This window comes from Pedobacter sp. AK017, assembly GCF_014200825.1.
Lineage (GTDB): Bacteria > Bacteroidota > Bacteroidia > Sphingobacteriales > Sphingobacteriaceae > Pedobacter > Pedobacter heparinus.
Window position 1 is genome coordinate 119,681 of the sequence record NZ_JACHCW010000007.1, and the last position, 14,060, is coordinate 133,740.

The following is a 14,060-nucleotide window of genomic DNA, read 5'->3' on the forward strand; positions in this document are numbered from 1 at the left end:
GTACGGCAGCTGAAATTATTCCTTACAATCTGCAGGAGCAAATGTAAACCTGCCTTTATCGAAGCTGATGGGCTTACCTTTTACAAAATAAGACCTTCCCAAGGTTGTCTCTATCTGACCAACTCCAAGGATCAGTTTACCGTCTTTACTTAAAAATGCCAGTGGGTTTTTATAAATGGTCTTGTTTTCATTACCAATTTTAAAGGTATAATCTACAAATAAGGTATCTCCGCTATAAGCCCCGGCAATCTCGCCGTCGTTTTTCCCTTTTTCGGCGTAATTAATCACCAGCTTACCTTTTACTTTCCCACTGTTCATTGTTTTTATACTCAAATCTGCAGTATCTTTTCCATCGATGGCCACATAACATTGTTTATGCGTCATGGTATCGGCCATTGCCAGGCTATCTTTTAATTCGGAGCCCTTGTTACTACTTTGATTGCAGCTAAATAAAAGCGGCAGGGCCGCAATTGCGAGGTAAAGAGAGGTGTTTTTCATCTTAAGAATTTTTATGGGATAAAATAATTTAATTAGCCATTCTAATATACATCAATAAAAATAAAAGATGTATTGTTTTAAATAATTTCATTGCGCATATTCCTGACATCAATACCCCAGCAATTCATTACAGAAGCATATCTTTAATAAAAAAATAAAAACCTCGTTGTATATTAGTAGCTGATTAGCTATCACTTATACAAAAACAAGATCAGAAAAAGAAGCGTAAAAAAGATGAAAAATCAGGATGGATGTTATGATAAACTCATTCAATTTACAAAACAAAGGGGATTTGCTTTTAGCGATAAGGAATGTAAGCTTGTACACGCGCTTACAAAGCACAAAACAGTAAGTGCCCATAGTATCCTCATGGAACAGGGCAAACCTGTTACAAAATTCTACTTCCTAAATTCGGGTATTGTCCGTTTGTTCAGGGTGCACAAGGGTGTAGATTATACGCTTGGCCTGGTTTCTACCAATGATTTTGTATCAACCCTCTTATATCTCGCCAATGGGCTGCCCTCTTCCTGCGGCCTGGAGACCCTAACAGATGCAACATTGCTGGAGTGGGGCAAAGCAGAAGTTGAAGCGATGAAACTGCAACTAAGCGTGGCACAAGATCTGGAAATGGCCATTATGGACCGGCTGCTCAACTGGCTGCAAGACCATCAGATTGATGCCGTATGCCTTACTGCTGAAGAGCGGTACCAAAAACTGATGGAGCAGCAACCAGAAGTGATCAGAACAATCCCTTTAAAGTATATCGCCTCCTATCTTGGCATTCACCAGGATAGCCTGAGCCGGATCCGTAAAATTGTTAGCAGAAAAACATAAAATTAAAACTCAATGAAACATCTTACCATAATCGTTCCGGATGGGGAAAACAACCTGAGCAGCATTGTAGGTGCTTATAAAATATTTTCGAGGGCCAACAAATATTGGGTGGAAAACGGGAGAAAAGAATTGTTCAAAATTCAGTTGGCCGGCATTTCAAAAAAAGTAGATTTTTACGATGGTTTATTCTCTGTAACGCCACATACCCACATTTCGGCAATAACCAAGACCAATCTCATCATTATCCCTTCATTGAACCATAATTATCTTAAAGCCATAACAAGGAACAAATTGCTGGTAGACTGGATTGAACAGCAGTATAAGGATGGTGCCGAAATTGCCAGCATATGCACAGGGGCATTTATGCTGGCCTCTTCAGGCCTGCTGGATGGAAAAAGTTGTTCTACACATTGGGCGGCAGCGGATAATTTCAGAAGTATGTTCCCTAAAGTAAATTTACAGACGGACCAGCTGATTACTGATGAAAACGGGATTTATACGAATGGTGGCGCTTATTCTTTTCTGAACCTGATGATTTATCTTATAGAGAAGTATTACGACAGGCAAACAGCAATTTTTTGTTCCAAAGTATTTCAGATTGAAATAGACAGGCAAAGCCAGTCGGCATTTACCATATTTACCGGCCAGAAATTACATGGGGATGAAATGGTAAAGAAAGCGCAGGCTTATATCGAAAGTAAACTGGACGAAAAAATATCTGTTGAACATTTGTCGGCCAGCTTCTCGGTTGGCCGCAGGAACTTTGACAGAAGGTTTATTAAAGCTACAGGGAATACCCCTGTTGAATATGCACAGCGGGTAAAAATTGAATCCGCAAAAAAAGCGCTGGAAACCAGTTGTAAAACAATTAATGAAGTGATGTATGGCGTAGGCTATTCGGATGTGAAGGCCTTTCGTGAAGTATTTAGAAAAATCACTGGTATGTCGCCTTTGGAATACAGGGGCAGATACAACAAGGAGGCTGCAAGGTAGTAAATATTGACATTAAATAAAAAAAGCCTCGATGTTGATAACATCGAGGCTTTTCCGTAGCCCGTAGGGGAATCGAACCCCTGTTTCCAGAATGAAAATCTGGCGTCCTCACCCCTAGACGAACGGGCCATTTTAAAGTTGCCTCAGCTGAATTAAAGCTGCGAACTTTTAGGTAGCGGGGACCAGACTCGAACTGATGACCTTCGGGTTATGAGCCCGACGAGCTACCAACTGCTCCACCCCGCACTATATACAATTTCGTTAGTGTCTGTTAAATCCTTAACTCTTCTTCCGAATTGGAATGCAAAGATATAATTCGTTTCTTTGCGGTGCAAATTTATTTTAAAAAATATTTTCATGTCGCATAAAGCAGGTTTTGTAAGTATCATCGGTAAGCCCAATGTGGGCAAATCAACCCTAATGAATGCCCTGGTGGGTGAAAAACTTTCTATCATCACTCCAAAAGCGCAGACTACGCGTCACCGGATTTTAGGAATTGTGAACGAAGAAAGTTATCAGATTGTTTTTTCTGATACCCCGGGCATCATAAAACCGCTATACGGCTTACAGGATTCGATGATGAATTCTGTAAAAGGTGCATTAACTGATGCCGATCTGATCCTGTTTGTAACGGATATCAATGAGCAGCATGATGAAAATGATGTGCTGGAAAAAATCACCAATACTGAAATCCCATTGGTGGTGCTTTTAAATAAAATTGACAATGCTACTCAGGAGCAGGTGGATGAAAAAGTAGCCTACTGGCAGGAGAAATTGAATCCCAAACATATTTTTGCCATTTCTGCCCTGCACCAGTACAACCTGGAGGGTATCATGAGCATGGTACTGGATTACATGCCGGAGCATGCGCCTTTCTATGACAAAGAAGACCTGACCGACCGCAGCCAGCGCTTCTTCGTTTCGGAGATCATAAGAGAAAAGATATTTTTCAACTACAAAAAAGAAATCCCCTATAGCACAGAGGTAATCGTTACAGCCTTTAAAGAAGAGCAAAGTAAAAGCGGCCCAATGGTTCGCATTACCGCCGAAATTGTCGTGGAACGCGATTCACAAAAGAACATTCTGATTGGGACTGGCGGTGCAATGCTTAAAAAAGTGGGAATGGAATCCCGCAAGGACATCGAAAAATTTCTTGATCAGAAAGTTTTCCTGGAAACTTTTGTAAAGGTAATCCCCGATTGGCGCAGCAAAAAGAACTACCTTAAAAGCTTTGGCTACGACTAACTAAAAAACTAAACTCAGCCATATCAATGGGATTATGTATCTTTGTGGCTTTTAAAATATTCGTATAAAATACCCATGTCAAATATTATTGCAATTGTCGGAAGACCAAACGTAGGCAAATCTACCCTTTTTAACCGCTTAACAGAAAGTCGTAAAGCCATTGTTGATGATTTTAGCGGGGTAACACGCGACCGTCATTATGGTGTAGCCGAGTGGACAGACAAACAGTTTACGGTTATTGATACAGGTGGTTATGTGGCCAATTCGGAAGATGTTTTTGAAGCTGCCATCCGTGAGCAGGTGATCATTGCCATAGAAGAAGCTACTGTACTGCTTTTTATGGTTGATGTAACCACAGGCATTACCGACCTGGACGATGAGATTGCCCAATTGCTCAGGAGAAGTAAAAAACCTGTATTCATTGTTGTGAACAAGGTTGACAACACTCAGTTGCAAAACGATGCCGCAGTATTTTATGGTTTTGGCCTGGGTGAGATCCACCCCATATCTTCTATGACAGGATCAGGTACCGGAGACCTGCTTGATGAGGTGATCAAACACTTTGAAGATGTTCCTGAAGAAGAAAATGCATTGCCTAAGATCACCATTGTTGGAAGGCCAAATGTGGGTAAGTCTTCCCTGATCAATGCTTTGATGGGCAAAGAAAGAAATATCGTGACCCCTATTGCCGGCACGACAAGGGATTCCATTCACATTCATTACAACCAGTTTGGTCATGAATTTATGTTCATTGACACTGCGGGCCTCCGTAAAAAAACCAAGGTTAAGGAAAATATAGAATTTTACTCGGTAATGCGTACCATTAAGGCGCTTGAAGAGGCCGATGTTGTGATCCTGATGATAGATGCCATGGAAGGTCTGGAATCGCAGGATGTAAACATTTTTCACCTTGCCGAGAAAAACAAGAAAGGTATTGTTATCCTGGTCAACAAATGGGACCTGGTAGAGAAAAACAGCAAAACTGTAAATATCTTTGAAGATCAGATCCGCCAGAAACTACAGCCCTTTACCGATATTCCCATCATCTTTATTTCCGCATTAAATAAGCAACGTATTTTCCAGGCCGTAGAAACTGCACTGGATGTATTTAAAAACAGGGGCAAGAAAATACCCACATCAAAATTAAATGATGTGATGCTGCCTATCATCGAAAACTATCCTCCACCAGCATTAAAAGGGAAGTACATTAAAGTCAAGTACATTACCCAGATCAACGCAAGCTCCCCTATGTTTGCATTCTTCTGTAACCTTCCGCAATACATTAAAGAACCCTATAAAAGGTTTATTGAAAACAAGCTGCGTGAAAACTTTGATTTTAGCGGGGTGCCTATCCAGATCTATTTCAGACAAAAATAGTTTATTGCAAACTCGTAACTGCCTGCTTTACCATCGGATCATGTAGGTTCAACGCCTTATAATAACCGGCGTCACCAAGGTGATACTTATAGAGTAACAATTTAAGATCGTTATAGATCAGCGGCTTAGCAATATACAATTGTTTTGAGTCGATCGGGATGTGACGGTTTTGGATGTATTTCAAAAAATCATTATAATCTGCCTCAGTGATCGCAAATACATTCATTTTTTGTTCTAATTGTGCGGCATTGTACCTGCTGCCCAATACATCGTATACAAAGTCGAAAAGTATCTTTTTAGCCACCAGTTTACTGTAAAACCGGTTATAGCCATTTGTATCCAGTTTAACGTAAACATCAGGCTGTATGCCCCCGCGCGTATAGTTTTTACGTTGCAAACTATCCTTTGCTCCGGTTAGTGTCTCTGAAGTAAGCTCACCATGATTAAACCGATCTTCAATCTCATTCTGATAAGCGTTGTAGCCCTTTTTATAAGACTTTTGTATACTTTTCCCCGAAGGGGTATAATACCTGGCTATCGTCAGGTTTAAAGCAGAACCATCCCCAAAAGGGAATTGTTCCTGTACCAGGCCTTTACCAAAAGAACGGCGCCCTATAATAACTCCCCTACCCCAGTCCTGTACTGCACCGGCAAGAATTTCACTGGCCGAAGCAGAGTTTTCATTAATCAGCACGGCAAGTTTGCCCTGTTCAAACTCCCCTCCACCGGTAGCTACATAATCTGTCCGCGGTTCATGTTTACCCTCTGTATACACAATTAGCTTATTCTCGGGCAAAATCTGATTGGCAAGGCCTGTTGCTGCGCTCAGATATCCTCCCCCGTTATCTCTCAGGTCAAGGATCAGTTTTTTCATTCCTTTTACCTTGAGTGTTCTTACCGATTCAACAAAGTCCTTGTCTGTATCTGCACCAAACTTACTGATCCTGATGTAAGCGGTTTCGGGGTTCAGCATATAAGCAGCGTCAATACTGCTTACTTTTACCCTGTTCCGGTTTACGGTAAACACTACTGGCTGGTTATCAGCCGGATGCACAATGGTCAATCTCACCGCGGTCCCTTTACGGCCCCTTATCCGTCCGATCATCTGATCCCTTGGCAGGGCTTTCCCACTCACTGTAGCGGTATCGATCTTCAATATTTTATCTCCCTGCCTGATGCCGGCGTTAAATGCTGGCCCGTCTTTTACTACATTGGTGATCAGCAAAGTATCTTTCAATATATAATATTCGATACCAATACCTTCAAAATTACCACCCAATGTTTCCGCCATCTCGTTTGCTTTAGCCGGGGGCAGGTATATACTGTGCGGGTCAAGCTGATGCAGTAAACTATCAATCGGCAAATGGGTCAGGGAATCGGCATTTATTTCATCCACATAATTTTTATTGATGATGTGGATAATTTCATCTACCTTTTCTGCGTTACTATCAGCAAACTGAACCGGCTTTTGAAATTGAAACCCCTGGTCCTTTAAAAATTTATAGCCAAAAAACATTCCGCCAATCAATGTAACGGAATAAGTGAGGGCTATTAAGACATTATAACGGGTATTCTTCTTCATGGGTAAATGCTGGGTAAAGTTATAAAATTACCCTGTCAATTAATAAATTAAACGATGTTCATTTGTTATTGTTTGACATTTTTTACAATCATCCGGAACAGTGCTTATTTCCGTATAATTTATGTTGATTTTATGTATATATTTCTTGTTTAGAAAGAAAATGCCGAATTTTATGAAACATTAGGAAAATACCAGTGACTTTTGTAGATAGAGATGCACAGAACTGTCTGCCGGGGAACTAAACTTTACAAGGCGGCTAAGGACTGGCAATAAAATTAAACAAGAATAAACCAAGAAAAAAAAATAAAAGAATATGATAAGAGTAACCGAGCAAGAATCAAAGTATCATGATATCGACCAAATGTCTGTACTTGAAATTCTGAAGGGAATAAATGAGGAGGATAAAATCGTTCCCCAGGCAGTAGAAAAGGCAATCCCGCAGATAGAAAAGCTGGCTACTGCAGTTGCTGAGCGCATGGTAAACGGAGGAAGGTTATTTTATATCGGAGCAGGCACCAGCGGTCGTTTGGGTGTAGTAGACGCTTCAGAATGCCCGCCAACATTTGGCGTTCCTTTTGATTGGGTAGTTGGCATAATTGCCGGTGGCGATACAGCCATCAGAAAAGCTGTTGAAAATGCAGAAGATGATGCGGCACAGGCATGGGTAGACCTGCAGGAATACAATATCAATGCTAAAGATTGCCTTGTAGGGCTTGCTGCGTCGGGCACTACCCCTTATGTTATTGGCGGTCTTCATACTGCCCGTAAACATGGGGTGCTTACCGGCTGCATCGTATGCAATGAAGGTGGGCCAATTGCAGCCGAGAGCGATTACCCTGTAGAAGTAGTGGTTGGCCCTGAGTTTCTAACGGGCTCTACCCGCATGAAATCAGGAACAGCACAAAAACTGGTGCTCAACATGTTGAGCACTACGGTAATGATCAGGCTGGGTAGGGTAAAAGGTAATAAAATGGTAGATATGCAACTTACCAACCATAAACTGGTTGACAGGGGCACACAAATGGTGATGGATGAATTGAACATCGACCATGATCATGCTGCTGATTTACTGATCCGTTACGGCAGTGTCCGCAAGGCTGTTGAAGCCAGTCACAAATAACCGGATATTATGCACGAAATTGAACCTTATTATCTCTGGCGCGACGATTACATTGCGGCTGAAGATGAGCGTTCGCCATTTTACAATACGGAATACTCAGAGTTTTATTTCGACAAGCAGCTATACAACTTCCTGATCCATCCCCAATGGGATGATTTTGGGTCCAATACGCTATACCTGAAAGTATTGTACGTTGATTACGATAGAAATTACGCCATTATAGAATTTATTGGCGAATGGAACGATGCCATCAACAATGACATTATGCTTTTAAAACGTGAAATTCTGGAGCTGATGATGGATGAGGGGATCAACAAGTTCATTTTGATAGGGGAAAATATATTGAACTTCCATTCTTCTGAAGACAGTTATTACGAAGAGTGGTTCCAGGAGGTTGAAGAAGGCTGGATTACCGGCATAAACTTCCAGGAACATGTGATCAACGAATTTAAAAGCAACAATATTGATTATTATATCAACTTTGGCGGGCAGCTTGACGATTTGGCATGGAGGACCTTAAAACCATTGCAATTTTTCAAAAAAGTTGAAGAAACCCTGACAAAAAGGCTCGGGGCATAGCTTTTGTATGAATCAAACTATTAGTACCTTTAAATAAATTTAAAACAAATGGATAATAACAATAATTACGATTGGGCGCAAAAATCAGTTTTTGTACAGCCTCAAACCGGAGTAGTTGCTAAGAAATTCTTTGCTAACGTTTTCTTATGGATGTTTGTAGCCTTAAGCTTATCAAGTCTGGCTGCGTTTTATATGGCCAGTACCCCTGAAATGATGAGCTATTTAATCAATCAGGAAACCGGTAAAATGGGCCTTTTGGGCTGGGTAGCCATGCTCGCCCCCCTTGGCCTGGTCTTATTGATGAGTGCCGGCCTGAGCCGCCTTTCTTTTGGCGCAATGGTAGGTGTGTTCATTCTATATTCCGTTTTAACTGGCGTTAGTTTAAGCTTTATTTTATTAGCGTACACCGGCGCTTCAGTATTAAGTTGCTTTATTGGTGCCGCAGGTATATTTGGAATTATGGCCATAATGGGCTATACCACCAATATAGACCTGAGCAAATTTGGCCCTATATTAATGATCGGAGTTGTAGGCTTAATCATTGCAAGTGTAGTAAATATGTTCATTCAAAGTGCAAACTTTAGTCTGTTCATGGCTTTTATCGGCATTGCCATATTTACTGCTTTAACTGCTTACGATGTTCAGAAGCTGAAAAGAATTGGTGAAGGCCTGGAAGCAAACGGTGCACAAATGGATGCGGATACTAAGAAATTAGCCATCATGGGTGCATTGTCACTTTATCTCGACTTTTTAAACATCTTTATTTATCTGTTAAGGATATTTGGAGACAGAAGGTAAATACACAAAAGAGCTATAGAAAAGCCGTACAAAAATGTACGGCTTTTTTTTAACAAAAAAAAAGCCCCGACAATAGCTATAAATGTAACTTTATGAGATTTTATTGCGTCCTCCTCACCCTTTCCTGGCTGATTTCTACTCAATTTGTAGTTGCACAGACTCGAGTTCAAAAAAAAGAGGTTGCCCAAGCGGCTTTAGCTCCAATTGGACCAAATGATTTTAAGGGCAATGATACGCACCGCATACAAGCGGCTGTAAATGCTGCAAAAGGCACTACCAATAGCATTACCATTCCACAAAGAAACGCAAACGGAACCACGATCTGGAAAATAGACCAGGCTATATTGCTTCCTTCAGAGATGACCGTGATTCTAGAAAACTGCGTGATCCAGCTATCGGATAGTTGTCGCGATAACATGTTTCGCAGTGACAATGCAGGTATCGGGATCACGAATCCTGTATGGAATAAAAACATCTCGATCATCGGCATTGGGGATGTTGTATTAAAAGGTGCAGCCAATCCCAGGGCAACTGGAGACGGCTTCAGAAAGCTAAGCCTGACTGCTACACCTACCCACAATAAGGACAGGAGCAGTTACGGTACGGATGCCGGTAAGGAAAACAGAAAACAGCAATCCGACTGGCGTAACTTTATGGTATTGATGGCTTATGTTGACGGTTTTAAATTAAAAAATGTGCAGATAGCATACGCCCATGCCTGGGCCGTTACCTTCGAACGCGTGCATCATGCAGAATTATCAGATCTCCGGTTTTACACTCCCCAGTTTAGGGATTTAAATGACAAAAGGATATACACTTATAATAACGACGCAATCAACCTAAGAGAGGGTTGTAAATATTTTCGGATAGATAATATTACCGCTGTAAACGGCGACGACTGTATTGCGCTTTCGGCACTTGACTTAGGGCCGGAATTTCATTCGAACGGCAACATCAACTCTTATCAGATTACTTCTACCAAACACACCGGGCCAGAAGATCATATTGAACACGTATATATTACCAATATCAAAACGAATTATACCGGAGTAGGCATCAGGGCAAGTGACAGTGCGAGCATTCATCATGTATACATTAACGGGGTAACAACCGCAGCAGATCCCAACATTCAAGCGCCATATAATGGAAGCCCCTACACTGTGCTGCTTGGCAACCGGGCCTATGGAAAACCACCGCTACCCGGACTTATCCATAACATTTACGTCATGAACATTGTTGGAGACGGGCTTAACATGATCGATGTGAAATCGCCCATTGCAAACTGTGTTTTTATGAATGGAATATATACCGGTACAGCTGCCGCGGGACCGGTAAGCTATTCAACCGATAAAACTTTAATCAAAAATGTAACTGAAGTAAATCTTGTCAAAATACCTTCAGAAGTCAAATAGATTTTATACGAAGCTGATGAACTTATAATTTCCAGTCGGGCCTCTCAAAGTGACAGGTATATCCATAGGGATTTTTCTGCAGATAATCCTGATGCTCTTCTTCGGCATCCCAAAAATCAGTTGCAGGCACAACTTCCGTTACAATTTTTCCCGGCCATATCCCTGAAGCTTCCATTTCTGCAATTAAAGCTTCTGCGGTTTCCCGTTGAGTCTCGTCCATAAAAAAAATTGCCGATCGATAAGATGTACCTATGTCATTTCCCTGTCTGTTCCGCGTTGTTGGGTCATGGATCTGGAAAAAATACTCCAGCAGCTTACGATAGGATAACTTGGCGGGATCAAATACAACTGCAATACCTTCAGCATGTGTTCCATGATTGCGGTAAGTTGCATTGAGTACATCCCCACCTGTATATCCTACTACAGTCGAAATAACACCCGGATAATGCCGGATCAGTTCTTCTACCCCCCAAAAGCAACCGCCGGCCAGAATGGCTTTTTCAGTATTCATATAAATCCTTTTTTTGAATAAAGGTAAGAAAAATTGACTGCTGTGACTACTGACGGGCTTGTTTAGTTGTACGTTTTTTTTAACTGAGCGATATATTTTTTATAGAGGCTTTCAGCAGTCTTAATCTCATTTCCGCTGGGTTGTTCGGTAAACACATCATTTTTATTTACCCAATCCCATTCCCAGCGTTTCATTTTTTCTTCAAATACTTTCTGGTCAAGCTTTGCACCTGATTTAAGTTGCTGTTTGGCATAACTAAAGAACTGCTGCCAGCGTGGTTTGTAAAAAGAAGAGATCAGGCCCGACCATTGTCTGCAGGAGTATTCATTCAGACTACTGTTTTGATCAGCCCATAAGGTGATCAGGTTTCGGGCATTTCTTTCATAGCGTTTCTTTTCTTCAGCTGTAGTCCCCATTCTTTTTGCTTCATTAAGCCATTTACCCAGCAAAAAATCCTTACGCGTTGCTAAAAGGTAATCTACATCGTCCATTACGGCTAAGAAATCCCCGCTCAGTCTGTCGAATTTTTTGCCATCTTTTCCCTGATAGGCCTGGGCAAACTGTCTTTGCAGGGTATCGGCATAGTTCACCAATACCTGCCGGGTAACATCAACCAGGTCGTACTTAAAACCATCCGTACTTAACTGTTGTGAAGCTTTGAGGAGTGCCTCCCATGCGGGGATCAGTTCTGCCGGTTTATAGTTCTTTTTTGGACGTGTGCTGCGCGTGCTTTCGGCCATGGTGGGCCTGCCGGTAAGAATAGATTCAGGACCTCCTGGTAAAATCCCACCGGTATAAACCGTCTTGTACAAAATTTGCCAGGCTTGTTCGGCCAATGCATTTTGGGCCCCATAACGCTGGCGGCTATAATTTTTTAACCAGGCCGTTACATTTATAGGCTCATCTGTCCAGATATTATCCAGCATCAACTGGTACATCACCGGATTTTGTTCTATGGCTTCAGGAGTCAGGCCTATGCCAACCATGTTACCCGAATTTGCCGCCTGTTTTGCTTTAATTGCACCAGAAGCCACTTCATCCATACGGCCATATAAACTGATGTTGCCGCCAAAATTGTGCAGCATGTTCCAGATCCATGGTTTTCCGTAATATGCAGCTGTGCGCTGCCATACCGGATGGTTTTCACTCCACAAGTCAAGTACAATCATTTTATCATTGGGTATCGCATTTAACAATGCTTTGATCTGTGTAGGTTTCCAGAATTTTTCACCATGATAAAATAACCATCCCTGCATAATCCAGGTGGCTTCAGGGTCTGCCAGGGCCATCGACTGGTATACTTTTTTGCTCACATTGCTCAGGTATAGCGAATCGGAGGTTGGGGGCGTATTCTCATTAAAGGTATCAGCGGTGTATAAATGATCAGTGCCAAATGTTTTTACTTCTTCTTCAATAAAGCGTTTGCCGATAGTAGTAAAAAGTTCATCTTCCGGATCCAAAATATATACTGAAGGAAATGTTGTCCAATTGGTCTTTTTGAGCTTTGCTTTCGGAAACTTATCCTTAAAAGCAGGAGGAACATGACCGGTAAAGGCCGGCAGGATAGGTGTCATCCCAAAGGAACGCTCACGTTCCAGGATCTTTTTTTGGAGTGCCTCATGGGCCAGCATCTGGCTTTTTGGAAGTGGGCCGCCCCAGCCGTCAATATTACCCATATAAAACCAGTTGAAATAAGCAGGGCCGGTAAAAAAATTTTCCAGTTCTTTATCGGTAAAGCCAAGTTCTTTATACACGCGGCTCCACACTGCGTTCTGACCGGTAATGGCCAGTGGCATATTGATGCCGTTCAGGGCCATAAAATCTATTTCCCACTGCCAGCGCTGCCAGTCCCACCAGCTCATAGAGTAATTAAAGGTACAATAGTTCAGGTAGTAACGGTACTTGTAAGGCGATGTTTTGCTTACTTTAACAGGAATTGCAGGCAATTTAGCCGGTAATTTCAGGTTACTGCCATTCCAGGAAATCAGGCAGCCTGCGTAATAGCGCAGGTAATGGTTTAGCGCACTGGCTATGGAAATGTTGTTGTTCCCGCTCAGTACAATCTTATTGTTTTTGCTCTCCAGTTCATACCTGTCGTTGCCATTGGCTGCAGCAGCGATATAACTGATCTCAAAATCGGCAGCATGGTCCTTAACTATACGTTTAAGAAAAGCTTCGGCCGCCCCCTGGTCTGGTCTGGCATACACAGTTGGGGTCAGTAAAAAAAATGACAGAAAGCCTGTAAGCAGGCAGCTAAAAGAAAGGTGCATGTTATTTTTCCAGGTTAAAAATTGCCATTACAGGTCTGTGATCTGAAGCATAAGTTTCTGCTATTACCTGATATTCCAGCAAAGGCCAGGTTACATTTTTGGTGGCGATATAATCTATAGTACGACGGGGGTTAATCTGGGGCGAGGTAGGAGGACAATTTTCTGTACAGGTACGTTTAAACTGCGCATCAAGTAAACTGATCACTGATGAACCAGCAACGCTGTTTAAGTCGCCACATAAAATTACCGGCAGCGCAGCATGCTCAAATTCTTTAAGGATGCTTTGCATCTGGACGAGCCTGTTTTCATCTGTCCTGCTTGCATCGAGGTGGGTATTTGCAAATATGATTTTCTGTTTACCTACCTTTATGGTGGCATAACCCAATATACGTTTTTCGGCAGTGATTTGCTGTGGCAGTGGTACCAGTCTGATCTCCTTTAATGGGTAACGGCTTAGTATGGCAATCCCATAATCACCGCCATCGTAATCGATGGCTTTAAAAAAATGGTACTGAAATCCTGTTTTTTCTGCAAGTATCTTCGCTTCGTTTGCCCCTCCGCTCCGGCTTACACCGGTTTCTACTTCCTGTAGTGCTACAATGTCTGCCTTACTAGCTGTGATCACCCGGGCAATGGCATCCAGATCAATCAGGTCTGGTTTGGATGGCGGGTTTGCATGGTGGATGTTATAACTCATGATGCGCAATGTCTTTCCTGCGCTTTTATCAGCAGGTTTTGTTTGCGCATATCCCTCGGGCCGGAGGTTCAGTTGCAGAAAGAGCGCAATCAGGAAAAATGTAATTCTGTTCATCTTATGTTTTGTTGATAAGGTGCTTCCCTC

Annotated in this window: 13 protein-coding genes and 2 tRNA genes; 8 read left to right on the forward strand and 7 right to left on the reverse strand. The window is 42.0% G+C overall.

All coding sequences use genetic code 11. The features are described from left to right. Positions 1 to 15: 15 nt before the first annotated feature. Complete coding sequence (locus HDC92_RS11695) at positions 16 to 498, reverse strand: hypothetical protein (RefSeq protein ID WP_015809557.1); 483 nt, start codon at positions 496 to 498, stop codon at positions 16 to 18. Between the two features lie 234 nt (positions 499 to 732). Between HDC92_RS11695 and HDC92_RS11700 the strand changes: the two genes are divergently transcribed. Both HDC92_RS11700 and HDC92_RS11705 read left to right on the forward strand, forming a co-directional pair. Continuing rightward, positions 733 to 1,332, forward strand: coding sequence for a Crp/Fnr family transcriptional regulator (locus tag HDC92_RS11700; protein ID WP_015809558.1), 600 nt, complete (start codon positions 733 to 735; stop codon positions 1,330 to 1,332). 12 nt (positions 1,333 to 1,344) lie between these two features. Continuing rightward, complete coding sequence (locus tag HDC92_RS11705) at positions 1,345 to 2,325, forward strand: GlxA family transcriptional regulator (protein ID WP_183874660.1); 981 nt, start codon at positions 1,345 to 1,347, stop codon at positions 2,323 to 2,325. A gap of 57 nt (positions 2,326 to 2,382) precedes the next feature. Here the strand turns inward: HDC92_RS11705 and HDC92_RS11710 are convergent. Then, positions 2,383 to 2,454: transfer RNA gene (locus HDC92_RS11710), tRNA-Glu, on the reverse strand. A 44-nt stretch (positions 2,455 to 2,498) separates the two neighbouring features. Continuing rightward, a tRNA-Met gene (locus tag HDC92_RS11715) sits at positions 2,499 to 2,571 on the reverse strand. Positions 2,572 to 2,682: 111 nt separating this feature from the next. Here HDC92_RS11715 and era point away from each other — a divergent pair. Both era and der read left to right on the forward strand, forming a co-directional pair. After that, positions 2,683 to 3,570 carry a GTPase Era gene (era, locus tag HDC92_RS11720; RefSeq protein WP_183874663.1) on the forward strand — a complete coding sequence of 296 codons (888 nt, stop codon included), beginning with the start codon at positions 2,683 to 2,685 and terminating at the stop codon, positions 3,568 to 3,570. Between the two features lie 75 nt (positions 3,571 to 3,645). Then, a complete protein-coding gene (gene der / locus HDC92_RS11725) occupies positions 3,646 to 4,947 on the forward strand; it encodes a ribosome biogenesis GTPase Der (RefSeq protein ID WP_015809578.1) in 1,302 nt (433 codons plus the stop codon). Between the two features lies 1 nt (position 4,948). Here the strand turns inward: der and HDC92_RS11730 are convergent, their stop codons facing one another. Then, positions 4,949 to 6,529 carry a S41 family peptidase gene (locus HDC92_RS11730; RefSeq protein ID WP_183874665.1) on the reverse strand — a complete coding sequence of 527 codons (1,581 nt, stop codon included), beginning with the start codon at positions 6,527 to 6,529 and terminating at the stop codon, positions 4,949 to 4,951. A gap of 313 nt (positions 6,530 to 6,842) precedes the next feature. On the opposite strand from HDC92_RS11730, the gene murQ reads away from it, so the two are divergent. From murQ to HDC92_RS11750, 4 genes are all read left to right on the forward strand, one after another. Then, a complete protein-coding gene (gene murQ / locus HDC92_RS11735) occupies positions 6,843 to 7,649 on the forward strand; it encodes an N-acetylmuramic acid 6-phosphate etherase (RefSeq protein ID WP_183874667.1) in 807 nt (268 codons plus the stop codon). A gap of 9 nt (positions 7,650 to 7,658) precedes the next feature. After that, on the forward strand, positions 7,659 to 8,228 hold the full coding sequence (locus HDC92_RS11740; protein WP_015809581.1) for a hypothetical protein: 570 nt from the start codon (positions 7,659 to 7,661) through the stop codon (positions 8,226 to 8,228). A gap of 48 nt (positions 8,229 to 8,276) precedes the next feature. Continuing rightward, positions 8,277 to 9,026 carry a Bax inhibitor-1 family protein gene (locus HDC92_RS11745; protein WP_183874669.1) on the forward strand — a complete coding sequence of 250 codons (750 nt, stop codon included), beginning with the start codon at positions 8,277 to 8,279 and terminating at the stop codon, positions 9,024 to 9,026. A gap of 92 nt (positions 9,027 to 9,118) precedes the next feature. Continuing rightward, the gene (locus HDC92_RS11750; protein WP_183874671.1) at positions 9,119 to 10,438 is read left to right on the forward strand and encodes a glycosyl hydrolase family 28 protein; all 1,320 of its coding nucleotides are present in this window, start codon (positions 9,119 to 9,121) and stop codon (positions 10,436 to 10,438) included. A gap of 22 nt (positions 10,439 to 10,460) precedes the next feature. Here the strand turns inward: HDC92_RS11750 and msrA are convergent, their stop codons facing one another. From msrA to HDC92_RS11765, 3 genes are all read right to left on the reverse strand, one after another. After that, a complete protein-coding gene (msrA, locus tag HDC92_RS11755) occupies positions 10,461 to 10,949 on the reverse strand; it encodes a peptide-methionine (S)-S-oxide reductase MsrA (RefSeq protein ID WP_183874673.1) in 489 nt (162 codons plus the stop codon). A 62-nt stretch (positions 10,950 to 11,011) separates the two neighbouring features. Further along, positions 11,012 to 13,219, reverse strand: coding sequence for an alpha-N-acetylglucosaminidase (locus tag HDC92_RS11760; protein ID WP_015809585.1), 2,208 nt, complete (start codon positions 13,217 to 13,219; stop codon positions 11,012 to 11,014). A 1-nt stretch (position 13,220) separates the two neighbouring features. Then, positions 13,221 to 14,030: an endonuclease/exonuclease/phosphatase family protein gene (locus HDC92_RS11765; RefSeq protein WP_221270957.1), complete on the reverse strand. Its 810-nt coding sequence runs from the start codon at positions 14,028 to 14,030 to the stop codon at positions 13,221 to 13,223. Positions 14,031 to 14,060 lie beyond the last annotated feature (30 nt).